We start from the raw sequence: 24,427 nt of genomic DNA on the forward strand, positions 1-24,427 counted from the left end.
TCGGCCGGATGTCCGGCGGAACTCAGCCGACGCCCGGAGACTCTCAGCCCACGTCCGGCGGAACTCAGCCGACGCCCGGAGACTCTCAGCCCACGTCCGGCGGAACTCAGCCGACGCCCGGAGACTCTCAGCCGACGTCCGGGAGCTCTCAGCCGACATATCGGCGGATCTCAGCCGATGTCCGGTGGGTCGATGCGGACCCACACCGCCGTACCGCCGCCCCGCGCCATCCGCGCAGCCTGCGCCGACTTCAACGCGGCGGCCAGGGCCGCGCCGTTCCCCGGAGGCACCCGGATCAGTGCCCGGTCCCACTGCTCGCCGGGCGGGGGCGCGCCCGGACGCCGCGGGCGGCCCGCCGGGGTGACCGGCACGGGAACCGGCCCCAGCACCTCCGCCCGCGCCGGCAGCTCCACCGCCCCAAGGAACTCGGCCACCGCCTCCGCCGGCCCCGACACCGCCGCCATCCGCGACACCGGCGGGAAGCCCAGCTCGCCCCGCTCGGCCAGTTCCCGCAGCGCGTGGCCCGCCGGGTCCCAGCGCACCAGCGCCTGCACCGGCCGCAGGGTCGGTTCGGCCACCACGACCACCGTGCCGCCCGCCGACTGAGGGCGGACCAACGCCGCCGCGCCCATCCAGCGCCGCAGGGCGTCCTCACCGGCCCGCAGGTCGGGGCGGCTCAGCATGGCCCACCCGTCCAGCAGCAGCGCCGCCGCGTAGCCGCCCTCGGCCACCGGTTCGGCGCCCGGCGTGCTCACCACCACGGCGGGCGTCCCCGGCACCGTGTCCAGCACATGCTCACGCCCCGAGGTACGGACCGGGACCGCGGGGAAGGCACGCCCCAGCTCCTCGGCGGTCCGCCGCGCCCCCACCACCTGCGCCCGCAGCCGGAAACCGCCGCACTCCGGACAGTGCCAGCCGCTCTCCGTACGCCCGCACCAGCCGCACCGCAGGTCGTCCGAGCCGTGCGCCTCCAGCGGGCCGGAGCAGTGGCGGCACCGCGCCGGCGCCCGGCAGTTGGCGCACGCCATCCGTGGCACGTAGCCCCGCCGGGGCACCTGGACCAGCACCGGCCCGTGCCGCAGGCCCTCACGGACCGCCTGCCAGGCGAGGGTGGGCAGACGCGCGGCGCGGGCGGCCTCGTCCCGGGCGAGGTCCTGGTCCCCGACGGTCCGCACCAGCGGGGCGGCGGCGCGCACCCGCTCCCGCGCGGCGTGCAACGGCCTGGCCCAGCCGGTGTCCACGAGCTGCGCGGCCTCCACGGTGCAGTTCCAGCCGCCCAGCAGGAAGCCGCACCTGTCCTGCGCCGCCCGCAGCAGCAGCACCTCCCGCGCGTGCGGCTGCGGGGCGTGCTGCTCGCTGAGGTTGTCGTCCCCGTCGTCCCAGACCGCGACCAGTCCGAGGGCGCGCACCGGGGCGAACATCGCCGCCCGGGTCCCGATCACCGCGCGCACCGCTCCCCGCCGCACCGCGAGCCACTGCGCGTACCGCTTCTCCGGTCCGGCGTCGGCGGTGAGCACCGCGTGCCGGCCCTCCCCCAGCAGGTCGGTGAGGGCGGCGTCGAGCCTGGCCACGGCCCGTCCGTCGGGCAGGACGACCAGTGCGCCGCGCTCCGCGGACAGGGTCGCCGCGACCGCCCGGGCGATCTCCTCGCTCCACTGCGGTCCCGGCAGGGTGTTCCACACGGCGCGGGGACTGCCGCCCGAGGCCAGGGACTCCAGAAAGGCGGGGCCCTGTTCGTACCGCTCCCACGACCCGGCGGCCGGGGCCGGGGGCGGCGGCAGCGGATCGGGCGAGGGACGCTGCTCGGCCCGGGCGTTGCGCGGCGGCACAGCGAGCTGCAGCACGTCGGCGAGACTGCCCGCGTACCGGTCGGCGACCGCGCGGGCGAGACCGAGCAGCTCCTCGTCCAGCACCGGCTCGGGCGAGACGACCTGGGCCAGCGCGGCCAGCGGGCCCGCGTAGTCGGACTCGGGCAGGCGCTCGACCAGGAACCCGTCGATCAGTCCCCCGCCCTCACGCCGGCCGTCCCGCACCCGGTGCCGGCCGGCCCCGAAACGTACACGCACCCGCACGCCCGGCTGGGCGTCGGCGTCCAGCTCCTCGGGCACGGCGTAGTCGAAGTACCGGTCGAGGTGCAGCACGCCCTTGTCGACGAGCACCCGGGCGACCGGCAGCTCCTTGGCGAGCGCGGCGCCCCGCCAGGTGCGCGGCTTGGCCCGGGGGGTCTTGGCCTGGCGCACGCTCTCCCGGATGAGCGCGAGCTGCTCGGGCGGCGCGCCCTGCGCACCACCGTCCGCCTGTCCGTCCTCGCTGCTCACCCCTGCATTCTGGCAAACGCGACTGACACCACCGCGCGCCGCCGTCGCGGGCAGTCGTGCCTCCTCCGGTGCCTTGAGTGCCTGGGAGGTACCCCCGGGGCGGTGGGGGTCCCCCCGCTCGAGCGAAGCCGGGAGGGGGAGGGTGGGCGCAACGACACCCCTACGGCGGGCCGGCCACAAGGCAGCCCGACGCACCGAGGCCCGGCGCGCTCCCGAGAGGGAGCAGCACCGGGCCTCGGCCAAGAACAGCCCGTGGGCTTACAGCCCCGCGGCCTTCCGCAGCGCGTCCACGCGGTCGGTCCGCTCCCAGGTGAAGTCCGGCAGCTCACGGCCGAAGTGACCGTACGCGGCGGTCTGGGCGTAGATCGGCCGCAGCAGGTCCAGGTCGCGGATGATCGCGGCGGGACGGAGGTCGAAGACCTCGTCGATGGCCCGCTCGATCCGCTCGACGTCGACCTTGGCGGTGCCGAAGGTCTCGACGAACAGGCCCACCGGCTCGGCCTTGCCGATCGCGTAGGCCACCTGGACCTCGCAGCGCGCGGCCAGGCCGGCCGCCACCACGTTCTTCGCGACCCAGCGCATCGCGTACGCGGCGGATCGGTCCACCTTGGAGGGGTCCTTGCCGGAGAACGCGCCGCCGCCGTGGCGGGCCATGCCGCCGTAGGTGTCGATGATGATCTTGCGGCCGGTGAGGCCGGCGTCGCCCATCGGGCCGCCGATCTCGAAGCGGCCGGTGGGGTTCACCAGCAGGCGGTACTTCTCGGTGTCCAGCTTGATGCCGTCGTCGAGGAGTGCCTTCAGCTCCGGCTCCACGACGAACTCGCGGATGTCGGGCGCGAGCAGCGACTCCAGGTCGATGTCGGAGGCGTGCTGCGAGGAGACGACCACGGTGTCCAGGCGGACCGCCTTGTCGCCGTCGTACTCGATGGTGACCTGGGTCTTGCCGTCCGGGCGCAGGTAGGGGATGGTCCCGTTCTTGCGGACGTCGGACAGGCGCTTGGACAGACGGTGGGCCAGGAAGATCGGCAGCGGCATCAGCGTCGGCGTCTCGTCCGTCGCGTAGCCGAACATCAGGCCCTGGTCGCCGGCGCCCTGCCGGTCCAGCTCGTCGTCGTCGCCCTCGACACGGGTCTCGTACGCCGTGTCCACACCCTGGGCGATGTCCGGGGACTGCGCGCCGATCGACACCGAGACGCCGCAGGAGGCGCCGTCGAAGCCCTTCTTCGAGGAGTCGTAGCCGATCTCCAGGATCTTGCTCCGCACCAGCGTCGCGATGTCCGCGTACGTCTTGGTGGTGACCTCACCGGCGACATGCACCAGGCCGGTGGTGATCAGGGTCTCGACGGCGACCCGGGACGACGGGTCCTCGCGGAGCAACGCGTCGAGGATGGTGTCGCTGATCTGGTCAGCGATCTTGTCGGGGTGACCCTCGGTCACGGACTCCGAGGTGAACAGACGACGGGACACAATGCTCCCTGGGGTTGCAGCGGCTGCTGGCTGATCATGGGCGGACGGCGGGGGCTGCACCCGACGCCGTCCGTGGAACAGTTTATCGGTCGTGCCGCGCCGCGGGTCCCCCCGTCTCGCCTCGCGAGAGGGCTGTGACCTGCGGCACGGGCATTCTCTCCGGGCGGGGCGCGGTTCGCCAGAGGCGCCACACCCCGGAGTAGGAGGTTCCGGGACTTCGTGTGGTGGATGAGCCACTCATGCGAGGCGCTCGGCCACGAGGTCCCAGACGGTGTCGGCGAGGGCCTCCTTCGGGCCGTGCGGGACGGGCGTCTCGCTGCCGTCGGCGCCCAGCACCACGGCCTCGTTGGTCTCGGCACCGAAGGTCTTGGCCTCGCCCACCTCGTTCACCACGAGCAGGTCGCAGCCCTTGCGCTTGAGCTTGGCGCGGCCGTTGGCGAGGACGTCGTCGGTCTCCGCGGCGAAGCCCACGATCACCTGTCCGGACCTCACCCGGTCGCCGGAAACCTCCGCGAGAATGTCCGGATTCCGCACCAGGGTGATGGGCTCCGGCTCCTTGCCGTCCTTCTTCTTTATCTTCCCGGCCGCGTAGACCGCGGGGCGGAAGTCGGCGACGGCGGCGGCCATGACCACCGCGTCCGCGTCGGCGGCGGCGCTCACGACGGCCTCGCGCAGCTCCACGGCGGTCCCGACGCGGACGATGTCCACCCCGGCCGGGTCGGGCAGCGCGGTGTTGGCCGCGATCAGCGTGACGCGGGCGCCGCGGGCGGCGGCGGTGCGGGCGAGGGCGTAGCCCTGCTTGCCGGAGGAGCGGTTGCCGAGGAAGCGGACCGGGTCGAGGGGCTCGCGGGTGCCGCCGGCGCTCACGACGACGTGCCGGCCCGCGAGGTCGGGCTCGGCGGCTCCGCGGGCCAGGACGCGGCGGCAGACCTCGAAGATCTCGGCCGGATCGGGCAGCCGACCCTTGCCGGTGTCGACGCCGGTGAGGCGGCCGACGGCCGGCTCGATGACGACGGCGCCCCGGGAGCGCAGCGTGGCCACGTTCTCCTGGGTGGCCGGGTGCTCCCACATCTCGGTGTGCATGGCGGGGGCGAAGACCACCGGGCAGCGCGCGGTGAGCAGGGTGTTGGTCAGCAGGTCGTCGGCGAGGCCGTGGGCCGCCTTGGCGAGCATGTCGGCCGTGGCCGGGGCGACGACCACCAGGTCGGCGTGCTGGCCGATGCGGACGTGCGGCACCTCGTGCACGTCGTCCCAGACCTCGGTGGAGACGGGGTTGCCGGACAGGGCGGACCAGGTGGCGGCGCCGACGAAGTGCAGGGCGGAGGCGGTGGGGACGACGCGTACGTCGTGTCCCGACTCCGTGAGCCGCCGGAGCAGCTCACAGGCCTTGTAGGCGGCGATGCCGCCACTGACCCCCAGAACGACCTTCGGCTTGTCCACCGTCTCTCCCCGAGCTTCGGAAACCTGCTGCCATCCCCCATGAGACACCACAGGCCCGGCAGACGTGCTGCCGGGCCTGTGGAAAAGTCAGCTGCAAGCTGATGGTACGACGTACTGACCGATTACTGGGCGGGGCCTTCGACGGCCTCGGAGGTCAGCAGTCCCGCGTTGATCTCGCGCAGGGCGATCGAGAGCGGCTTCTCGTGGACGTGGGTGTCGACGAGAGGACCGACGTACTCGAGGAGACCCTCGCCGAGCTGCGAGTAGTACGCGTTGATCTGGCGGGCCCGCTTGGCCGCGTAGATCACGAGGCTGTACTTCGAGTCCGTGGCCTCGAGGAGCTCGTCGATCGGCGGGTTGATGATGCCCTCGGGCGCGGAGATGGAAGAGGACACGCTCTACCTTCCGATGGATGGGAAAGATTCTGTCGATCTGGTCGGCGGACGGTTGTCCACGATCACACGACGTTCATCAAGGCTAGCAGCTCGCGGGCGACCGCCTCGACGGAGGTGTTGACCAGGGTGGTGTCGAACTCCGGCTCGGCCGCGAGTTCGGTCCGCGCGGCCGCCAGGCGACGCTCGATGACCTCGGGCGACTCGGTGCCCCGGCCGGTGAGCCTGCGCACCAGCTCCTCCCAGGAGGGAGGGGCCAGGAAGACCAGCTGGGCCTCGGCCATGGACTCACGGACCTGCCGCGCGCCCTGGAGGTCGATCTCCAGGAGCACGGGCACACCCGCCTCCAGGTGCTCCAGCACCGCCGCGCGGGGCGTGCCGTAGCGGTTGCCGGCGAACTCGGCCCACTCCAGCAGCTCGCCGTTGGCGATCAGCTTGTCCATCTCCTCGTCGGTGACGAAGAAGTAGTGGACGCCGTGCTGCTCACCGGGACGGGGCGTGCGGGTCGTCGCCGACACCGAGAGCCAGACCTCGGGGTGTTCCTTGCGCATATGAGCGACGACCGTGCTCTTGCCGACCCCTGAGGGGCCGGAGAGCACGGTCAGCCGCGGACGATCGTCCGGGGGTACGGGGGACGTCCCCCGGGGTGTTGCAGCCATGCGGCGATTATTCCAGCAATCGCGGGCTGTCCGGGACGGAGGTCCCGGACGGTCCGTGACTCAGGAGCCGGTGCTGCCGAACTCGCGCTCCAGGGAGGCGATCTGGTTCGAACCGAGACCCCGCACGCGGCGGCTCTCGGAGATCCCCAGACGCTCCATGATCTGCTTGGCGCGGACCTTGCCCACGCCCGGCAGGGACTCGAGCAGGGCGGAGACCTTCATCTTGCCGATGACGTCGTTCTCCTGGCCCTGCTTGATGACCTCGTGCAGGGAGGCGCCGGAGTGCTTGAGTCGATTCTTGACCTCGGCCCGCTCCCGGCGAGCCGCGGCGGCCTTTTCGAGCGCGGCTGCGCGCTGTTCAGGGGTAAGGGGCGGAAGAGCCACGCCTACGTCACCTCGGATGTCGAACTGTCGGATACGGACCGGTGAGGAACCTGGTCGCCCCACACCTGGGAGCCACGGGCAACAGGTGCTGCCCGTTCACTCTCCGTCGGAGACTAGCGGCCCTCGGGCCCTGAGTCAGCGAGAACAGAGGAAAAGTCCTGGTCAGCCTCCGCCAGGCCGGACATTCGGAACATATTTCCTCGGATTTGAGGGTGTATCCAGAGTGCGACGACCACGGAGTTGCTCGTCGGACGCCTCAGGCGGACGTCACGGCGGCCCGGATCTCGTCCGCGAACCGCTCGGCGGCGTCACGCAGAGCGACGACGTCGGGACCGTGGCGCAACACTCCCCGGCTGACGTTCGGCACGACGTTGCGTACCGCGCGCCCGAACACCGCCGGGAGGTCGGCCGCCGTGGCGCCCTGCGCGCCGATGCCCGGCGCCAGGATCGGCCCGCCCATGTCCAGGTCGTACGACGACAGGTCGCCGAGGGTCGCCCCGACGACGGCGCCGAACGAACCGAGCGGTTCCTCGCCGGCGTTCTCCAGCGCGAGGTGCCCGAGGATCGTCGCCCCGACGGTGCGCCCGTCGGCCCGCACCGCGTGCTGCACCTCGCCACCCTCCGGGTTGGACGTCAGCGCCAGCACGAACAGTCCGGCGCCGGACTCCCGGGCCAGTGCGACGGCGGGGCTCAGCGAGCCGTAACCGAGGTACGGCGAGACGGTGAGGGCGTCGGAGAACAGCGGCGCGCCCTTGTGCAGGAACGACTCGGCGTAGGCGGCCATGGTCGAGCCGATGTCGCCGCGCTTGGCGTCCATGACGACCAGCGCCCCGGCCTCCCGGGCCTCGCGCACCGTCGTCTCCAGCACGGCGACGCCGCGCGAGCCGAACCGCTCGAAGAAGGCGCTCTGCGGCTTGAGCACGGCGACCCGTCCCGCGACGGCCTCGACGACCGTGCGGCTGAACCGCTCCAGACCGTTCACGTCGTCGTCCAGGCCCCATTCGGCGAGCAGTGAGGCGTGCGGGTCGATGCCCACGCACAGCGGTCCCCGCTCGTCCATCGCGCGGCGCAGCCGCAGTCCGAAGGGATCCAGGCCGGTCATGTCGTAGTCCTCACGTCGGCGCCCACCGCGTCGGCGAGCGTGGCGTAGGGGCTGGTGCACAGCCGCGCGGCGAGCCCCTTGTGGATGGCGCGGGCCCAGAAGGGACCCTGGTAGATGAACGCGCTGTACCCCTGGACCAGCGTGGCGCCTGCCAGGATGCGCTGCCAGGCGTCCTCGGCGTTCTCGACGCCGCCGACGCCGATCAGCGTGATCCGGTCGCCCACGCGCGCGTAGAGGCGGCGCAGCACCTCCAGGGAGCGTGCCTTGAGGGGCGCGCCGGACAGTCCGCCGGTCTCCTGGACCGCGGACGGGTCCGAGGTCAGGCCGAGGCCCTCGCGGGCGATGGTGGTGTTGGTGGCGATGATGCCGTCGAGGCCGAGTTCCACAGCGAGGTCCGCGACGGCGTCGACGTCCTCGTCGGCCAGGTCCGGGGCGATCTTCACCAGCAGCGGCACCCGGCGGGCCGGTACCGCGCGGTCGGCGGCCTCGCGGACGGCGGTGAGCAGCGGGCGGAGCTGGTCCACGGCCTGGAGGCTGCGCAGCCCGGGGGTGTTCGGGGACGAGACGTTGACGACCAGGTAGTCGGCGTGCGGGGCGAGCCGCTCGGCGGACTTCACGTAGTCGGCGGCTGCCTCGGACTCCGGGACCACCTTGGTCTTGCCGATGTTGACGCCCACGACCGTCCGGAAGACCGGGGTGCGGGAGGCCAGGCGGGCGGCGACGGCGAGCGAACCGTCGTTGTTGAAGCCCATGCGGTTGATCAGCGCCCGGTCGGCGACCAGCCGGAACAGCCGCTTCCTGGGGTTGCCGGGCTGCGGTTCGCCGGTGACCGTGCCGATCTCGACGTGGTCGAAGCCGAGCATCGCCAGGCCGTCGATGCCGACGGCGTTCTTGTCGAAGCCGGCGGCCAGGCCGAAGGGGCTGTGCAGCCGCAGTCCGAGGGCCTCGGTGCGCAGCTCCTGGTGGCGGGGGGCGAGCACGGCGGCGACGAAGGTGCGCAGGACCGGGACGCGCGCGACGCGGCGGATCCAGCGGAAGGCCAGGTGGTGGGCCTGCTCCGGGTCCATCCGTGAGAAGAGCAGGGTGAACAGAATCCTGTACATGGTGTCCTCATGAAGAGGGGGACACCGTTTCCGGTGTCCCCCTGGGGGCTACTGGTCCTCGCGGGCCGCTGTCAGGTGTTCCGCGTGTTCCTGGAGCGAGCGGACTCCCACGTCGCCCCGGTTGAGCGCGTCGATGCCCTGGACCGCGGCGGCGAGCGCCTGGACCGTGGTCAGGCAGGGCACCGAACGGGCCACGGCCGCGGTGCGGATCTCGTAGCCGTCGAGCCGGCCGCCCGTGCCGTACGGGGTGTTGACGATGAGGTCGACCTCGCCGTCGTGGATGAGCTGGACGATGGTCTTCTCACCGTTGGGGCCGGTGCCCTCGAACTGCTTGCGCACCACGGTGGCCTTGATGCCGTTGCGCTTGAGGACCTCGGCGGTGCCGGAGGTGGCCAGCAGTTCGAAGCCGTGGGCCACCAGCTCACGCGCCGGGAAGATCATCGAGCGCTTGTCCCGGTTGGCGACCGAGATGAAGGCGCGGCCCTTGGTGGGCAGCGGCCCGTAGGCGCCGGCCTGCGACTTGGCGTACGCCGTGCCGAAGACGCTGTCGATGCCCATGACCTCGCCGGTGGAGCGCATCTCCGGGCCGAGGACCGTGTCGACGCCGCGGCCGTGGATGTCCCGGAAGCGGGACCAGGGCATCACGGCCTCCTTGACGGAGATCGGCGCGTCCAGCGGAAGCTCGCCGCCGTCACCGGTGGCCGGGAGCAGGCCCTCGGCGCGCAGCTCGGCGACGGTGGCGCCCAGCGAGATGCGGGCGGCGGCCTTGGCCAGCGGCACCGCGGTCGCCTTCGAGGTGAAGGGGACGGTGCGCGAGGCGCGCGGGTTGGCCTCCAGCACGTAGAGGATGTCCCCGGCCAGGGCGAACTGGATGTTGATCAGTCCGCGCACGCCCACCCCGCGCGCGATGGCCTCGGTGGAGGCGCGCAGCCGCTTGATGTCGAAGCCGCCGAGGGTGATCGGGGGCAGGGCGCACGCCGAGTCGCCGGAGTGGATGCCGGCCTCCTCGATGTGCTCCATCACGCCGCCGAGGTAGAGCTCCTCGCCGTCGTAGAGGGCGTCGACGTCGATCTCGATGGCGTCGTCGAGGAAGCGGTCGACGAGGACCGGCCGGGAGGGGCTGATCTCGGTCGACTCGGCGATGTAGCTCTCCAGCCGGGTCTCGTCGTAGACGATCTCCATGCCGCGGCCGCCGAGCACGTACGACGGGCGCACGAGGACCGGGTAGCCGATCTCGTCGGCGATGGCCTTGGCCTCGGCGAAGGTGGTGGCGGTGCCGTGCTTGGGGGCGGGCAGGCCGGCCTCCTTGAGGACCCGGCCGAAGGCGCCGCGGTCCTCGGCGGCGTGGATGGCCTCCGGGGAGGTGCCGACGACCGGCACGCCGTTGTCCTTGAGTGCCTGCGACAGGCCGAGCGGGGTCTGGCCGCCGAGCTGGACGATCACGCCCGCGACCGGTCCGGCCTGCTGCTCGGCGTGGACGATCTCCAGGACGTCCTCCAGGGTGAGCGGCTCGAAGTAGAGCCGGTCGGAGGTGTCGTAGTCGGTGGAGACGGTCTCCGGGTTGCAGTTGACCATCACGGTCTCGTAGCCGGCGTCGCTCAGGGCGAAGGAGGCGTGGACGCAGGAGTAGTCGAACTCGATGCCCTGGCCGATGCGGTTGGGGCCGGAGCCGAGGATGATGACGGCCGGCTTCTCGCGCGGCGCGACCTCGGTCTCCTCGTCGTAGGAGGAGTAGAAGTACGGCGTCCGCGCGGCGAACTCGGCGGCGCAGGTGTCGACCGTCTTGTAGACCGGGCGGACACCGAGGGCGTGCCGGACCTCGCGGACGACGTCCTCGCGCAGGCCCCGGATCTCACCGATCTGCTGGTCGGAGAAGCCGTGCCGCTTGGCCTCGGCGAGCAGTCCGGGGGTGAGCTCGGGGGCGGCGGCCAGCTCGTCGGCGATCTCCTTGATGAGGAAGAGCTGGTCGACGAACCACGGGTCGATCTTCGTGGCGTCGAAGACCTCCTCGGGGGTGGCGCCCGCGCGGATGGCCCGCATGACGGCGTTGATGCGGCCGTCGGTGGGCCGGACGGCCTCACGCAGCAGTTCGGCCTTGTCGCCGGGGTCGCCGGTGAAGGTGAACTGGCTGCCCTTCTTCTCCAGGGAACGCAGCGCCTTCTGGAACGCCTCGGTGAAGTTGCGGCCGATGGCCATGGCCTCCCCGACCGACTTCATGGTGGTGGTGAGGGTGGAGTCGGCGCTCGGGAACTTCTCGAAGGCGAACCGGGGTGCCTTCACGACCACGTAGTCGAGGGTCGGCTCGAAGGAGGCCGGGGTCTCCTGCGTGATGTCGTTCGGGATCTCGTCGAGGGTGTAGCCGACGGCGAGCTTGGCCGCGATCTTGGCGATGGGGAAGCCGGTCGCCTTGGAGGCGAGCGCGGAGGAGCGCGAGACGCGGGGGTTCATCTCGATGACGATGACCCGGCCGTCCTCGGGGTTCACCGCGAACTGGATGTTGCAGCCGCCGGTGTCGACGCCGACCTCGCGGATGATCGCGATGCCGACGTCGCGCAGCACCTGGTACTCGCGGTCGGTCAGCGTCATCGCCGGGGCGACGGTGATCGAGTCGCCGGTGTGCACGCCCATGGGGTCGAAGTTCTCGATGGAGCAGACGACCACGACGTTGTCGTTCTTGTCGCGCATCAGCTCCAGCTCGTACTCCTTCCAGCCGAGGATGGACTCCTCCAGGAGCACCTCGGTGGTCGGCGAGAGGGTGAGGCCCTGGCCGGCGATGCGGCGCAGTTCCTCCTCGTCGTGCGCGAAGCCGGAGCCGGCGCCGCCCATGGTGAAGGACGGGCGGACGACGACGGGGTAGCCGCCGAGCTCCTCGACGCCCTTGAGGACGTCGTCCATGGAGTGGCAGATGTAGGAGCGCGCGGACTCGCCGTGGCCGATCTTGCGGCGGACCTCCTCCACGACCTCCTTGAACAGGTCGCGGTCCTCGCCCTTGTTGATGGCCTCGACGTTGGCGCCGATCAGCTCGACGCCGTACTTCTCCAGGACGCCGTTGCCGTGCAGGGAGATGGCGGTGTTCAGGGCCGTCTGGCCGCCCAGGGTGGGCAGCAGGGCGTCCGGCTGCTCCTTGGCGATGATCTTCTCGACGAACTCGGGCGTGATCGGCTCGACGTAGGTGGCGTCGGCGATCTCCGGGTCGGTCATGATCGTCGCCGGGTTGGAGTTGACGAGGATCACGCGCAGGCCCTCGGCCTTGAGCACGCGGCAGGCCTGGGTGCCGGAGTAGTCGAACTCCGCGGCCTGGCCGATGACGATCGGGCCGGAGCCGATGACCAGGACGGACTGGATATCGGTGCGCTTAGGCACGCTGGCCCTCCATCAGGGAGACGAAGCGGTCGAACAGGTAGGCGGCGTCGTGCGGGCCCGCGGCCGCTTCGGGGTGGTACTGGACGCTGAAGGCCGGCTTGTCGAGCAGCTGGAGGCCCTCCACCACGTTGTCGTTGAGGCAGACGTGGGACACCTCGGCGCGGCCGAACGGGGTGTCGGAGACCTTGTCGAGCGGGGCGTCCACGGCGAAGCCGTGGTTGTGCGCGGTGACCTCGACCTTGCCGGTCGTACGGTCCTGCACCGGCTGGTTGATGCCACGGTGGCCGTACTTCAGCTTGAAGGTGCCGAAGCCGAGGGCGCGGCCGAGGATCTGGTTGCCGAAGCAGATGCCGAACAGCGGCGTGCCGCGCTCCAGCACGCCCCGCATCACGGAGACGGGGTGGTCGGCGGTGGCGGGGTCGCCGGGGCCGTTGGAGAAGAACACGCCGTCCGGGTCGACCGCGTAGACGTCGTCGACGGTCGCGGTGGCCGGCAGCACGTGCACCTCGATGCCGCGCTCGGCCATGCGGTGCGGGGTCATGCCCTTGATGCCGAGGTCGACGGCGGCGACGGTGAACTTCTTCTCACCGACCGCGGGGACGACGTACGGCTCGGTGGTGGCGACCTCGGCGGAGAGGTCGGCGCCCGTCATCTCGGGCGCCTCCTGGACGCGGGCGAGCAGCGCCGCGTCGTCGCGCACGGCGTCGCCGCTGAAGATACCGACGCGCATGGCGCCGCGCTCGCGCAGGTGGCGGGTGAGGGCGCGGGTGTCGATGCCGCTGATGCCGACGACGCCCTGGGCGGCCAGCTCCTCGTCGAGGGTGCGGCGCGAGCGCCAGCTGGACGGCACGCGCGCGGGGTCGCGCACGACGTAGCCGGAGACCCAGATCCGCTTGGACTCGGCGTCCTCGTCGTTGACGCCGGTGTTGCCGACGTGCGGGGCGGTCATCACCACGACCTGCCGGTGGTACGACGGGTCGGTGAGGGTCTCCTGGTAGCCGGTCATGCCGGTGGAGAACACCGCTTCGCCGAAGGTCTCCCCCACCGCCCCGTAGGAGCGGCCGCGGAAGATCCGGCCGTCCTCCAGGACGAGAACGGCGGGAACCTTGTCGGCTCCCCTGGTGGAGGTTGTCATCGTGCGCCTTCCGTCTTGTTGATCATGTTGGTGAGGGTTTCCACCCAGGCGTTGTGCTCGGCGGCGTGGTCGGAGCGGAAGCCCGAGTCGATCAGCCGCTCGCCGTGCGCCCAGGTGACGACCAGCAGGCCGCCCTCGGTGAGGACCTTGCCGGCGATGCCCTTGTCGAGCCGGGCCTCGCGCAGCGCGTCCGCCGGGACGAAGAAGTCGTCCGCCCCGGGGCGTACGACGTCCAGTCCTGCGTCGGTCAGGGTGAGCTCGGCCCGGCTGCGGGTGCCCAGGCCGTGCGCCACGATGCGGTCGAGCCACTGACCGGCGGTGGTGGACCCGTGGTAGCGGCCGCTCATGGTCAGTGTCGCCGGGCCGGGGTCGTCCGGCGCGCTGTGCAGCTCCGGCAGGTCGCTCTGCAGCGTCCCTCGCCACTTCCAGCCCTCGCGCATCAGCCAGTAGACGAGCGCGACGAAGAGGGCGAGTCCGACGACCCAGCCGATCCGGGCGGCCCAGTCGGTCACTTCCGCCGATTCCTTCTCGGCGGCCAGCAGGAGTACAGGTGTCACGTGAGCTTCCCGTCGACGAGCGTGGCCTTGCCCCGGAGCCAGGTGTGCGTGACACGGCCCGGCAGCTCGCGGCCCTCGTAGGGGGTGTTGCGGCTGCGCGAGGCGAAGCCCGCGGGGTCCACCGATCCACGGTATGCCGTGTCGACGAGGGTGAGGTTGGCGGGCTCACCTGCCGAGACGGGACGGCCGTGGCCCTCGGCCCGTCCGATGCGGGCGGGCGCCCAGGACATGCGCTCGGCGACGCCGGCCCAGTCCAGCAGGCCCGTGTCCACCATCGTCTCCTGGACCACCGACAGCGCGGTCTCCAGGCCGACCATGCCCATGGCGGCGGCGGCCCACTCGCAGTCCTTGTCCTCGTGCGGGTGCGGGGCGTGGTCGGTGGCGACGATGTCGATCGTGCCGTCGGCGAGCGCCTCGCGCAGGGCCAGGACGTCGCGCTCGGTGCGCAGCGGCGGGTTGACCTTGTAGACCGGGTTGTACGAGCGCACCAGCTCGTCGGTGAGCAGCAGGTGGTGCGGGGTGACCTCGGCGGTGACGCGGATGCCGCGGGACTTGGCCCAGCGGACGATCTCGACGCTGCCCGCCGTCGACAGGTGGCAGATGTGGACGCGGGAGCCGACGTGCTCGGCGAGCAGCACGTCCCGGGCGATGACCGACTCCTCGGCGACGGCCGGCCAGCCGCCGAGACCCAGCTCGGCGGAGACGACGCCCTCGTTCATCTGGGCGCCCTCGGTGAGCCGGGGCTCCTGGGCGTGCTGGGCGACGACCCCGTCGAAGGCCTTCACGTACTCCAGGGCGCGGCGCATGATCACCGCGTCGTGGACGCACTTGCCGTCGTCGGAGAAGACGGTGACGCCGGCCGCGGACTCGTGCATGGCGCCCAGCTCGGCGAGCTTCTGCCCCTCCAGGCCGACGGTGACGGCGCCGATGGGCCGCACGTCGCAGTAGCCGTACTCCTTGCCGAGCCGCCAGACCTGCTCGACGACGCCCGCGGTGTCGGCGACCGGGAAGGTGTTGGCCATGGCGAACACGGCGGTGTAGCCGCCGCTCGCGGCCGCGCGGGTGCCGGTCAGGACGGTCTCGGAGTCCTCGCGGCCGGGCTCGCGCAGGTGGGTGTGCAGGTCGACCAGGCCCGGCAGCAGCACCTTGCCGCCGGCCTCGACGACCTCGGCACCGTCGGCGGACAGTCCGGTGCCGACCTGGATGATCGTTTCACCGTCGATCAGGACGTCCCGCGGCTCGCCGCCGAGCACCTGCGCACCACGGATCAGGGTCTTGCTCATCGTTCTCACTTCTCCTCGGCGGTACGGGCGGGGGCGGCGGGTGTGCTCGGGGCCTGGAACTCGGCTCCGCCGAGCAGCAGGTACAGGACGGCCATCCGGATGGAGACGCCGTTGGTGACCTGTTCGACCACGGTGCAGCGGTCGGAGTCCGCGACCTCGGCGGTGATCTCCATGCCGCGGACCATCGGGCCGGGGTGCATCACGATCGCGTGCTCGGGCATCCTCGCCATGCGCTCGCCGTCGAGGCCGTAGCGGCGCGAGTACTCCCGCTCGGTGGGGAAGAACGCGGCGTTCATCCGCTCGCGCTGGACGCGCAGCATCATCACCGCGTCGGACTTGGGCAGCGTGGAGTCGAGGTCGTACGACACCTCGCAGGGCCAGGTCTCGACGCCGACCGGGAGCAGGGTGGGCGGGGCGACGAGGGTGACCTCGGCGCCGAGCGTGTGCAGCAGGTCGACGTTGGAGCGGGCGACCCGGCTGTGCAGGACGTCACCGACGAGCGTGATGCGGCGGCCGTTCAGGTCGTGCCCGAGCCCCGCGTCACGGCCGACGAGCCGGCGCCGCATGGTGAAGGCGTCGAGCAGCGCCTGGGTGGGATGCTGGTGGGTGCCGTCGCCCGCGTTGATGACGTGGGCGTCGATCCAGCCGGAGGTGGCCAGCCGGTAGGGGGCGCCTGAGGCCCCGTGCCGGATGACCACGGCGTCCACGCCCATGGCCTCCAGGGTCTGGGCGGTGTCCTTCAGGGACTCGCCCTTGGAGACGCTGGAGCCCTTGGCGGTGAAGTTGATGACGTCCGCGGACAGCCGCTTCTCGGCGGCCTCGAAGGAGATCCGGGTCCGGGTGGAGTCCTCGAAGAAGAGGTTGACGACGGTACGGCCGCGCAGGGTGGGGAGTTTCTTGATCGGCCGGTCGGCGACCCGGGCCATCTCCTCGGCGGTGTCGAGGATGAGGACGGCGTCGTCGCGGGTGAGGTCGGCGGCCGAGATGAGATGACGCTGCATCTGTCAGGCTCCGTAAAAGCGGTTCTATGAGGCGAAATCGGGCAGACGGGTACGCGCGTGGGCGTGTCGCGCCGGCGCACACCGGTCCGGCGCGCGCTCCGCGGTGCTACTGGGGGATCTGCTTGGCGCCGAGCAGCACGGTGTCGCGGCCGTCCTCCTCGGCGAGCAGGACCTTGACCGTCTCCCGCAGCGACGTGGGGAGGTTCTTGCCGACGTAGTCGGCGCGGATGGGCAGTTCGCGGTGGCCGCGGTCGACGAGCACGGCCAGCTGCACCGCGCGGGGGCGCCCGAGGTCGTTCAGGGCGTCGAGGGCGGCGCGGATGGTGCGGCCGGAGAAGAGCACGTCGTCGACGAGGACGACCAGCTTGCCGTCGAGGCCGTCACCGGGGATCTCGGTGCGGGCCAGCGCACGCGGCGGCTGCAGACGCAGGTCGTCGCGGTACATGGTGATGTCGAGGGAGCCGACCGGGACCTTGCGCTCGGTGATCTGCTCGAGCTTTTCGGCGAGCCGCCGGGCGAGGAAGACGCCCCGGGTCGGGATGCCGAGGAGCACCACGTCGTCGGCGCCCTTGGCGCGTTCGACGATCTCGTGGGCGATACGGGTCATGACCCGCGCGATGTCGGGGGCCTCGAGAACGGGCCGTGCGTCCGGCCGCGAGGGATGCGGCGGTTGCGGTTCGAGCTTGTCCATACGAAACGGACCTCCTTCTCCGCCTCACGGGACGGTTCTTAAAGGACGTCGGATGTGCGTTCCTCAGGCTAACAGGTCGGTTCCCGGCCGCAGCGACACCCCCTGTCACCCGGATGGAGCAGCCGATCTTCGCTACCACGGAAGAGTCGGTGTGGACCATTCGGCTTGACGCACGAGAGTAACGCTGCGTAACCTCACAGTGAGTTACCAGCCGCGCGGCATGGAATCCAGCCATCCGCGTCGACACAGTGCCGGGGAGCTATATGTCCAGCGAATACGCCAAGCAGCTCGGGGCCAAGCTCCGGGCGATCCGCACCCAGCAGGGCCTTTCCCTCCACGGTGTCGAGGAGAAGTCCCAGGGCCGCTGGAAGGCGGTCGTGGTCGGTTCGTACGAGCGCGGCGACCGCGCCGTGACCGTGCAGCGCCTCGCGGAGCTGGCGGACTTCTACGGCGTTCCGGTGCAGGAGCTGCTGCCGGGCACCACCCCGGGCGGGGCCGCCGAGCCGCCGCCGAAGCTGGTCCTGGACCTGGAGCGGCTGGCCACGGTGCCGGCCGAGAAGGCGGGCCCGCTGCAGCGCTACGCGGCGACGATCCAGTCGCAGCGCGGCGACTACAACGGCAAGGTGCTGTCGATCCGCCAGGACGACCTGCGCACGCTCGCCGTCATCTACGACCAGTCGCCGTCGGTCCTCACCGAGCAGCTGATCAGCTGGGGCGTGCTGGACGCGGACGCGCGCCGTGCGGTGGCCTCGCACGAGGACGTGTAGGCGCTCCGCGGGGGCGCAGAAACGTGCCGCCGGGTGCCGGAACCTTATGGTTCCGGCACCCGGCGGTTTTTCGTGTGCGGACTGCGGTCACCCGACGGCCGCGGGCCGTCGGGGCTGAGCGCAGTTCCCCGCGCCCCTGGCGGGGCGCTCTACTGGTCGCGGCGCAGTGAGGGCTTGAGTTCCTTCAGGCGGCCGAGGAGGCCGTTCACGAACGAGGGCGACTCGTCCGTGGAGAACTCCTTCGCCAGCTGCACCATCTCGTCCAGGACGACCGCGTCCGGCGTCTCGTCGACCCAGATCAGCTCGTACGCCCCGAGCCGCAGGATGGAGCGGTCCACGACCGGCATGCGGTCGAGCGTCCAGCCGACCGAGTACTGGGAGATCAGCTCGTCGATGCGCTTCGCGTGTTCCGCGTAGCCCTCGACGAGCTGCATCGTGTACTCGCTTACCGGCGGCTGCCGGGTGTCGGACCGGGAGTGCCGGATCCAGTCGGCGAGGACCGTGAGGACCTCGGTGCCGCGCTGGTCGCCCTCGAAGATGATCTGGAAGGCGCGCTTGCGGGCCGTGTTGCGGGCAGCCACGGTTAGCTGTTCACCCGGCCGAGGTAGTCGCTCGTGCGGGTGTCGACCTTGATCTTCTCACCGGTGGTGATGAAGAGGGGGACCTGGATCTGGTGGCCGGTCTCCAGCGTGGCGGGCTTGGTGCCGCCGGTGGAGCGGTCGCCCTGGACGCCCGGCTCGGTCTCCTGGATCGTCAGCTCGACGGCGGCCGGCAGCTCCACGAAGAGCACCTCGCCCTCGTGCTGGGCGACGGTGGCGGTGAAGCCCTCGACGAGGAAGTTGGCGGCGTCGCCGACGGCCTTGCGGTCGACCATGAGCTGGTCGTAGGTCTCCATGTCCATGAAGACGAAGTAGTCGCCGTCCATGTAGGAGAACTGCATGTCGCGCTTGTCGACGGTGGCCGTTTCGACCTTGACGCCGGCGTTGAAGGTCTTGTCGACGACCTTGCCGGAGAGCACGTTCTTGAGCTTGGTGCGCACGAAGGCCGGGCCCTTGCCGGGCTTGACGTGCTGGAACTCGACGACGGACCAGAGCTGGCCGCCTTCGAGCTTGAGCACCATGCCGTTCTTGAGGTCGTTCGTGGAAGCCACGGTTGCGGAATCTCCTGGACTGGACTGACGTGGACGACGGCCGGGGCGAAGGCAGGCGCACTGCGCGAGGCTAGAGCGCGAGCAGCTCCTTGGTCGTGATGGTGAGTAGCTCGGGTCCGCCGTCCGCCTCGGGGCGCACGACGAGCGTGTCATCGATCCGGACTCCGCCCCGGCCGGGGAGGTGGACCCCCGGCTCGACGGTGACCGGCACACAAGCGTCCAGTTTACCCATGGCCGCCGGGGTCAATTGAGGGTCCTCGTCGATTTCGAGTCCGACACCGTGACCGGTGACGGCGGGGAGCGCCTCGGCGTACCCGGCGGAGTCCAGAACCTGGCGCGCCGCACGGTCCACGTCACGGCATGCGGCGCCGGGGGCGAGGGACTCGCGTCCCGCGCGCTGGGCGGAGAAGACCAGGTCGTACAGCTCGATCTGCCAGTCCGCGGGGGCCGTACCGATGACGAAGGTACGGCCGATCTCGCAGCGGTAGCCGCGGTAGGTGGCGCCGAGACAGACGGAGAGGAAGTCGCCCTCCTCGACGCGGCGGTCAGTGGGGCGGTGGCCCGGGCGGCCGGCGTTGGGGCCGGTGGCCACGGAGGTGGGGAAGGCGGGTCCGTCGGCGCCGTGGTCGACCAGGCGGCGCTCCAGCTCCAGGGCGAGGTGGCGTTCGGTGCGGCCGACCAGGATGGACTCCAGGAGTTCGCCCAGGGCCTGGTCGGCGATCTCCGCGCCGATGCGGAGGCAGGAGATCTCCTCCTCGTCCTTGACGACGCGCAGTTGTTCCACGGCGCCCGCGACGCCGGTGAGGCGCAGCCGGGGGGCCGCCTCGCCGATCGCCCGGTGCCGGGTGACGGTGAGGTGGTGTTCCTCCACGGCGAGGGCTTCGACGTCCTGGGCCGTGGCGAGGGCGGCGGCCTCGACGGCCGGGTCGCCGCCGATGCCGGACATGAGGTGGAGGCGGAGCGCCTCGTCGGGGCGGCTGTGCGGGGTGCGGTCGTCCGGGGGTTCCGGGCAGACCAGTACGTCCTCGGTCCTGCCGAGCAGGAGCACGGCGTTCTCGGGGGCGGCGCCGGCGAGGTAGCGCACGTTGGCGGGCCGGGACACCAGCGCTGCCGTGCTGCCGCTCGCGTTGCAGCGTTCCCGTAGCCGCGTCCGGCGGACCGCGTAGACCTCAGACATGGTTCGAGCGTAGGAGGGGTGGCGCGATGTCGCCGGTCGGGCGGGGCCGAGTGGGGGTGGGCCCCGCACCGGGCTCGGCGCCGAGCTCCGCTCGGGGCGGCCGGGGTCAGGCTCGGGAGGCCGCCTGGGAGGCGGTCACCACGTGGGCGGGCTGGCTATCGCCCGGGTGAGGACGTCGTCGAGGATGCGGGCCGTTTCGGGTATGTCCAGCTGGGAGTTGTCGATGATGGGCAGGCCCGAGCCGTACCAGCCGGCCATGCGGCCGTGGATGCGGGCCACCTCCTCGTCGCCGAGGCGGCGGTTGCCGGTGCGTTCCGCGTTGCGCTCCAGGACGACGTCCAGGCCGGGGAGGAGGACGACGGGCAGCAGGCCGGGTCCGACGTGCCGCTTCCAGCCGCCGAGGCCGACGACCGGGCGGTCGGGGAAGACCGCGTCGTCGAGGACGCACGAGATGCCGTTGGCCAGGAAGTTGCGGGCGGCGAAGCCGCAGGTGCGGCGGGCCAGACGGTACTGGGCCTCGGAGTGGTCGTTCCACCCGGTCTGGGGGTCGGCGAAGCCGGAGCGGACCCACTCGCGCACGTCGTCGAGGCTGATGTGGGCGGTGGGCACCCGGCGGTGGTCCGCCCAGTACTTGGCCACGCTGGTCTTGCCGGCGCCCGCGGGCCCGATCAGCAGCACGGCGAGGGTCGTCGCGCCCGGGTCGGGGGTTGCCGGGGCCTGCGGCGGGCTGGGCACGCCGACCGGGCCGCCGGGCGGCAGCGTGACATGGCCGGTGGAGTCCGGCGGTGGGGGCATGGAGGCGTGCCGCGGTCCCGCCGGGGACGGGGGCGCGAATCCCGGGGGCGGTGCGGACATCGGGGGCGGCGGGCCCTGAGGGTGCTGACCTGGGTGGTGCGCGGCCGGTGACCAGCCGGCGGCGGGTCCGTGCCCCGGCTGGTGGGGCGGCGGCAGCGGAGAACCCACTGCGTGCTGCATCCGGTGCCACTCCGTCTCGTACAGGCGATGGGTCGCTGACAGCGGGGGTGTCGTCCCGCGCGTACCGAACGGTACCGCCCCCTGCCGTCGTTGTGTGAACGGCCGGGGGGCGGTGACGAGTGCCCGGCGGGCGCTACTCCCCCACCTCGCCGTAGGCGGCGAGCAGGACGGCCGGGTCGGGGCCCTCCAGCACGGTGGGCTTGGCGAGCCCGTCGAGGACGACGAAGCGCAGCAGGTTGCCGCGGGACTTCTTGTCGACCTTCATGTTCTCCAGCAGCTTGGGCCACTGGTCGTAGCGGTAGGCGAGGGGCAGGCCCACGGACTGAAGGACCGTGCGGTGACGGTCGGCGGTGGCGTCGTCCAGGCGACCCGCCAGCCGGCCCAGTTCGGCGGCGAAGTGCATGCCGACGGAGACGGCCGCGCCGTGGCGCCACTTGTAGCGCTCGTTCTTCTCGATGGCGTGGCCGAGGGTGTGGCCGTAGTTGAGGATCTCACGGAGGCCGGACTCCTTGAGGTCGGAGGAGACCACGTCGGCCTTCACCCGGATCGAGCGTTCGACGAGCTCGGCGGTGTGCGGGCCCGCGGGGGTGCGGGCGGCCTCGGGGTCGGACTCGATGAGGTCCAGGATCACCGGGTCGGCGATGAAGCCGGCCTTGATGACCTCGGCGAGTCCGGAGACGTAGTCGTGGACCGGGAGGGAGTCGAGGGCGGCGAGGTCGCACAGGACACCGGCGGGCGGGTGGAAGGCACCCACGAGGTTCTTGCCCTCGGCGGTGTTGATGCCGGTCTTGCCGCCGACGGCCGCGTCGACCATGGCGAGGACGGTGGTCGGCACGGCGATCCAGCGGACTCCGCGCAGCCAGGTCGCGGCGACGAATCCGGCCAGGTCGGTGGTGGCGCCGCCGCCGACGCCGACGACGACGTCGGTGCGGGTGAAGTTCGACTGGCCGAGCGCCTTCCAGCAGTAGGCGGCGACCTCGGCGGTCTTGGCCTCCTCCGCGTTCGGCACCTGGATGGCGACGGCCTCGTAGCCCTGTCCGGCGAGGTCCGCGCGGAGCGCGTCGCCGGTCTCGGCGAGGGCCTCCGGGTGGATGATCGCCACCCGCTGGGCCTTCTCCCCGATCAGTTCGGCGAGTTCACCCAGCAGTTGCCGGCCCACCAGGACGTCGTAGGGATCGGTGCCCGCCGTGCCCGCGACGTGGATGCGGGTCACTGCCTCGTTGCTCATGCTTCCTTCAGCTCCAGTGCGTCCAGGACCGCGTCGGTGACCTCTTCGGGCGTGCGTCCGTCGGTCGGTACGACGACGGTGGCCGCCTCCTCGTACAGGGGCCGCCGGGCCTCCATCAGCTCGCGCCACTGCTTGCGCGGGTTGACCGCGAGCAGCGGGCGGGCGGCGCCCAGGCCGGTACGGCGGACCGCCTCCTCGACGTCCATCGACAGGTAGACCACCCGCTGTCCGCCGAGCAGGGCGCGGGTGCCGGCGTCGAGGATCGCGCCGCCGCCCAGGGCGAGGACGCCGTCGTGCGTGGTGAGCGCCTCCTGGACGGCCTGCTTCTCCAGGGCGCGGAAGGCGAGCTCACCGTCCTCGACGAAGATGTCGGCGACGGGGCGCCCCTCGGCGGCGACGATGTCGTCGTCGGTGTCCCGGTAGGCGACGCCGAGGCGCTGGGCGAGCAGCCCGCCGACGGTGGACTTGCCCACGCCCATCGGGCCGATCAGGACGAGACGCGGGCTCACCGGACGGCCAGGTTCTCGAGGTACGAGGTGACGTTGCGGCGGGTCTCGGTGACGCTGTCGCCGCCGAACTTCTCCGCCACCGCGTCCGCCAGCACCAGGGCGACCATGGCCTCGGCGACGATGCCGGCGGCCGGCACGGCGGAGACGTCGGAGCGCTGGTGGTGGGCCTGTGCGGCCTCGCCGGTGGTGACGTCGACCGTCTTCAGGGCGCGGGGCACGGTGGCGATCGGCTTCATCGCCGCGCGGCAGCGCAGCAGTTCACCGGTGGACAGGCCGCCCTCGGTGCCGCCGGCGCGGCCGGAGACCCGCCGGATGCCGTCGGGCGTGTTCACGATCTCGTCGTGCGCCTTGGAGCCGGGGACCCGGGCGAGCTCGAAGCCGTCACCGATCTCGACGCCCTTGATGGCCTGGATGCCCATGAGGGCGCCGGCCAGCCGCGCGTCGAGCTTGCGGTCCCAGTGGACGTGGGAGCCGAGGCCCACGGGCACGCCGTAGGCGAGGATCTCGACCACGCCGCCGAGGGTGTCGCCGTCCTTGTGCGCCTGGTCGACCTCGGCGACCATCGCCTTCGAGGTGTCGGCGTCCAGGCAGCGCAGCGGGTCGGCGTCGAGCTTCTCGACGTCGGCCGGAGTGGGGTACACGCCCTGCGGTGCCCTCACCGAGCACAGTTCGACGACGTGGGAGACGATCTCGATGCCGGCCGTCTCCTTCAGGTACGACCGCGCGACCGCGCCGAGCGCCACCCGGGCGGCGGTCTCCCGGGCGGAGGCGCGCTCCAGGATCGGGCGGGCCTCGTCGAAGCCGTACTTCTGCATGCCGGCCAGGTCCGCGTGGCCGGGGCGGGGCCGGGTCAGCGGGGCGTTGCGGGCCAGGCCCGCCAGCACCTCGGGGTCGACCGGGTCGGCCGCCATGACCTGCTCCCACTTCGGCCACTCGGTGTTGCCCACCATGACCGCGACCGGAGAGCCCAGGGTCAGGCCGTGCCGGACACCCCCGAGGAAGGTGACCTCGTCCCGCTCGAACTTCATCCGGGCACCGCGGCCATAGCCCAGCCGCCGCCTCGCCAGGTGGTCCGCCACCATCTCCGTGGTGATCGGCACGCCGGCGGGAAGGCCCTCCAGCGTCGCGACGAGTGCGGGACCGTGGGACTCCCCCGCGGTCAGCCAGCGCAACCTGCTCAACGGTGCTCCTCCGTGTTCGCGCCCCGGTACTGCCCTGCGCGCGCCTCTTCGCGTACGCGTGCGGCGGGACGGGGTGCGCGGGTCCCGGTCCGCCGTCCTTCGATCCTCCCACGTCGGGCACGGTGCCCGGCCGCCGGTCCAGCAGGCGGACGGCCGGGATCACGGGCCGGGCACCCGATCAGGCCCGGTCGTCGCCCCCGCGCGGGGGCGCGTAGGCGCCGAGGAAATCGGCCCCGCTCGGCCGGCGGGCGTCCGCTGCGGGCTCCGGCGCGTGGGCGCCGAGCCGGCCGTCGTCGCTGCCCCGCTGCGGGGCGTAAGGGCCAAGGAAGTCGGCTCCGCTCTCCGGGCGCCGCGCGGCCGCCATGGCGCGCAGAGCACGGCGGTGAACCACCTTGCGCCGGAGCTTGAGCACCCAGCCCGTCACGAAGGCCAGGACGACCAGGATCAGTACGGTGATCTGCACCCAGCCGGGCAGGAAGCCCAGCACGGACTCGAACATCTGGGTCTTCCAGGACGCCAGTGGCACGCCTGCGGACATGGAAAAG

The 24,427-nt window shown here is 72.0% G+C and carries 23 protein-coding genes; 1 reads left to right on the forward strand and 22 read right to left on the reverse strand.

All coding sequences use genetic code 11. The features are described from left to right. Positions 1-170 precede the first annotated feature (170 nt). The 14 genes from B100_RS0126095 to pyrR all read right to left on the reverse strand — a co-directional run bounded on the left by B100_RS0126095 (position 171) and on the right by pyrR (position 16,895). A complete protein-coding gene (locus tag B100_RS0126095) occupies positions 171-2,318 on the reverse strand; it encodes a primosomal protein N' (protein ID WP_024887361.1) in 2,148 nt (715 codons plus the stop codon). A 258-nt stretch (positions 2,319-2,576) separates the two neighbouring features. After that, a complete protein-coding gene (gene metK / locus B100_RS0126100) occupies positions 2,577-3,785 on the reverse strand; it encodes a methionine adenosyltransferase (RefSeq protein WP_024887362.1) in 1,209 nt (402 codons plus the stop codon). A gap of 237 nt (positions 3,786-4,022) precedes the next feature. Beyond that, on the reverse strand, positions 4,023-5,225 hold the full coding sequence (gene coaBC, locus B100_RS0126105; RefSeq protein ID WP_024887363.1) for a bifunctional phosphopantothenoylcysteine decarboxylase/phosphopantothenate--cysteine ligase CoaBC: 1,203 nt from the start codon (positions 5,223-5,225) through the stop codon (positions 4,023-4,025). Between the two features lie 122 nt (positions 5,226-5,347). Continuing rightward, complete coding sequence (rpoZ, locus tag B100_RS0126110) at positions 5,348-5,620, reverse strand: DNA-directed RNA polymerase subunit omega (protein WP_003988945.1); 273 nt, start codon at positions 5,618-5,620, stop codon at positions 5,348-5,350. Between the two features lie 62 nt (positions 5,621-5,682). Then, the gene (gmk, locus tag B100_RS0126115; RefSeq protein WP_078541187.1) at positions 5,683-6,276 is read right to left on the reverse strand and encodes a guanylate kinase; all 594 of its coding nucleotides are present in this window, start codon (positions 6,274-6,276) and stop codon (positions 5,683-5,685) included. A 60-nt stretch (positions 6,277-6,336) separates the two neighbouring features. After that, complete coding sequence (locus B100_RS0126120) at positions 6,337-6,660, reverse strand: integration host factor (RefSeq protein ID WP_003977346.1); 324 nt, start codon at positions 6,658-6,660, stop codon at positions 6,337-6,339. A 256-nt stretch (positions 6,661-6,916) separates the two neighbouring features. Beyond that, positions 6,917-7,762 (reverse strand): orotidine-5'-phosphate decarboxylase, encoded by an 846-nt coding sequence (pyrF, locus tag B100_RS0126125; RefSeq protein ID WP_024887365.1) that lies wholly within the window; start codon positions 7,760-7,762, stop codon positions 6,917-6,919. Continuing rightward, complete coding sequence (locus B100_RS0126130) at positions 7,759-8,865, reverse strand: quinone-dependent dihydroorotate dehydrogenase (RefSeq protein ID WP_024887366.1); 1,107 nt, start codon at positions 8,863-8,865, stop codon at positions 7,759-7,761. The genes pyrF and B100_RS0126130 overlap by 4 nt, the downstream gene beginning before the upstream one ends. Before the next feature lie 48 nt (positions 8,866-8,913). Beyond that, positions 8,914-12,228, reverse strand: coding sequence for a carbamoyl-phosphate synthase large subunit (carB, locus tag B100_RS0126135; protein WP_024887367.1), 3,315 nt, complete (start codon positions 12,226-12,228; stop codon positions 8,914-8,916). Next, a complete protein-coding gene (gene carA, locus B100_RS0126140) occupies positions 12,221-13,363 on the reverse strand; it encodes a glutamine-hydrolyzing carbamoyl-phosphate synthase small subunit (protein WP_024887368.1) in 1,143 nt (380 codons plus the stop codon). The genes carB and carA overlap by 8 nt, the downstream gene beginning before the upstream one ends. After that, positions 13,360-13,920, reverse strand: a complete 561-nt coding sequence (locus B100_RS0126145) for a PH-like domain-containing protein (protein ID WP_024887369.1) — start codon at positions 13,918-13,920, stop codon at positions 13,360-13,362. The genes carA and B100_RS0126145 overlap by 4 nt, the downstream gene beginning before the upstream one ends. Next, entirely contained in the window at positions 13,917-15,203 is a 1,287-nt protein-coding gene (locus tag B100_RS0126150; protein WP_024887370.1) for a dihydroorotase, read from the reverse strand. The genes B100_RS0126145 and B100_RS0126150 overlap by 4 nt, the downstream gene beginning before the upstream one ends. Before the next feature lie 5 nt (positions 15,204-15,208). Continuing rightward, positions 15,209-16,204, reverse strand: a complete 996-nt coding sequence (locus tag B100_RS0126155; RefSeq protein ID WP_024887371.1) for an aspartate carbamoyltransferase catalytic subunit — start codon at positions 16,202-16,204, stop codon at positions 15,209-15,211. Between the two features lie 106 nt (positions 16,205-16,310). Continuing rightward, entirely contained in the window at positions 16,311-16,895 is a 585-nt protein-coding gene (gene pyrR, locus B100_RS0126160; protein ID WP_024887372.1) for a bifunctional pyr operon transcriptional regulator/uracil phosphoribosyltransferase PyrR, read from the reverse strand. Between the two features lie 263 nt (positions 16,896-17,158). Here pyrR and bldD point away from each other — a divergent pair, with 263 nt between their 5' ends. Then, positions 17,159-17,662: a transcriptional regulator BldD gene (gene bldD, locus B100_RS0126165; protein ID WP_024887373.1), complete on the forward strand. Its 504-nt coding sequence runs from the start codon at positions 17,159-17,161 to the stop codon at positions 17,660-17,662. A gap of 149 nt (positions 17,663-17,811) precedes the next feature. Here the strand turns inward: bldD and nusB are convergent, their stop codons facing one another. The 8 genes from nusB to B100_RS0126205 form a co-directional block, all read right to left on the reverse strand. Next, complete coding sequence (gene nusB, locus B100_RS0126170) at positions 17,812-18,243, reverse strand: transcription antitermination factor NusB (RefSeq protein ID WP_024887374.1); 432 nt, start codon at positions 18,241-18,243, stop codon at positions 17,812-17,814. Between the two features lie 2 nt (positions 18,244-18,245). Then, positions 18,246-18,812, reverse strand: a complete 567-nt coding sequence (gene efp, locus B100_RS0126175; protein WP_006131211.1) for an elongation factor P — start codon at positions 18,810-18,812, stop codon at positions 18,246-18,248. Between the two features lie 70 nt (positions 18,813-18,882). Continuing rightward, a complete protein-coding gene (locus B100_RS0126180) occupies positions 18,883-19,989 on the reverse strand; it encodes an aminopeptidase P family protein (protein ID WP_024887375.1) in 1,107 nt (368 codons plus the stop codon). Positions 19,990-20,124: 135 nt separating this feature from the next. Continuing rightward, positions 20,125-20,964 (reverse strand): Pro-rich N-terminal domain-containing protein, encoded by an 840-nt coding sequence (locus tag B100_RS34275; RefSeq protein WP_024887376.1) that lies wholly within the window; start codon positions 20,962-20,964, stop codon positions 20,125-20,127. Between the two features lie 133 nt (positions 20,965-21,097). Further along, positions 21,098-22,192 (reverse strand): 3-dehydroquinate synthase, encoded by a 1,095-nt coding sequence (gene aroB / locus B100_RS0126190; protein ID WP_024887377.1) that lies wholly within the window; start codon positions 22,190-22,192, stop codon positions 21,098-21,100. Continuing rightward, positions 22,189-22,701: a shikimate kinase gene (locus B100_RS0126195; protein WP_024887378.1), complete on the reverse strand. Its 513-nt coding sequence runs from the start codon at positions 22,699-22,701 to the stop codon at positions 22,189-22,191. The genes aroB and B100_RS0126195 overlap by 4 nt, the downstream gene beginning before the upstream one ends. Beyond that, positions 22,698-23,882: a chorismate synthase gene (gene aroC / locus B100_RS0126200; RefSeq protein WP_024887379.1), complete on the reverse strand. Its 1,185-nt coding sequence runs from the start codon at positions 23,880-23,882 to the stop codon at positions 22,698-22,700. Before aroC ends, B100_RS0126195 begins: the two co-directional genes overlap by 4 nt. Before the next feature lie 178 nt (positions 23,883-24,060). Further along, positions 24,061-24,420: a hypothetical protein gene (locus B100_RS0126205; protein WP_024887380.1), complete on the reverse strand. Its 360-nt coding sequence runs from the start codon at positions 24,418-24,420 to the stop codon at positions 24,061-24,063. Between the last annotated feature and the right edge of the window lie 7 nt (positions 24,421-24,427).

It is taken from the genome of Streptomyces sp. CNH189, assembly GCF_000527195.1.

Excerpts from the sequence above, each read along its gene's own strand:
- aroB (WP_024887377.1), bottom strand. The coding sequence starts at position 22,192 with ATGAGCAACGAGGCAGTGACCCGCATCCACGTCGCGGGCACGGCGGGC.
- B100_RS0126130 (WP_024887366.1), bottom strand. The coding sequence starts at position 8,865 with ATGTACAGGATTCTGTTCACCCTGCTCTTCTCACGGATGGACCCGGAG.
- pyrF (WP_024887365.1), bottom strand. The coding sequence starts at position 7,762 with ATGACCGGCCTGGATCCCTTCGGACTGCGGCTGCGCCGCGCGATGGAC.
- pyrR (WP_024887372.1), bottom strand. The coding sequence starts at position 16,895 with ATGGACAAGCTCGAACCGCAACCGCCGCATCCCTCGCGGCCGGACGCA.
- B100_RS0126150 (WP_024887370.1), bottom strand. The coding sequence starts at position 15,203 with ATGAGCAAGACCCTGATCCGTGGTGCGCAGGTGCTCGGCGGCGAGCCG.
- B100_RS0126180 (WP_024887375.1), bottom strand. The coding sequence starts at position 19,989 with ATGTCTGAGGTCTACGCGGTCCGCCGGACGCGGCTACGGGAACGCTGC.
- gmk (WP_078541187.1), bottom strand. The coding sequence starts at position 6,276 with ATGGCTGCAACACCCCGGGGGACGTCCCCCGTACCCCCGGACGATCGT.
- B100_RS34275 (WP_024887376.1), bottom strand. The coding sequence starts at position 20,964 with ATGCAGCACGCAGTGGGTTCTCCGCTGCCGCCGCCCCACCAGCCGGGG.
- B100_RS0126205 (WP_024887380.1), bottom strand. The coding sequence starts at position 24,420 with ATGTCCGCAGGCGTGCCACTGGCGTCCTGGAAGACCCAGATGTTCGAG.
- bldD (WP_024887373.1), top strand. The coding sequence starts at position 17,159 with ATGTCCAGCGAATACGCCAAGCAGCTCGGGGCCAAGCTCCGGGCGATC.
- B100_RS0126155 (WP_024887371.1), bottom strand. The coding sequence starts at position 16,204 with ATGCAGCGTCATCTCATCTCGGCCGCCGACCTCACCCGCGACGACGCC.
- carA (WP_024887368.1), bottom strand. The coding sequence starts at position 13,363 with ATGACAACCTCCACCAGGGGAGCCGACAAGGTTCCCGCCGTTCTCGTC.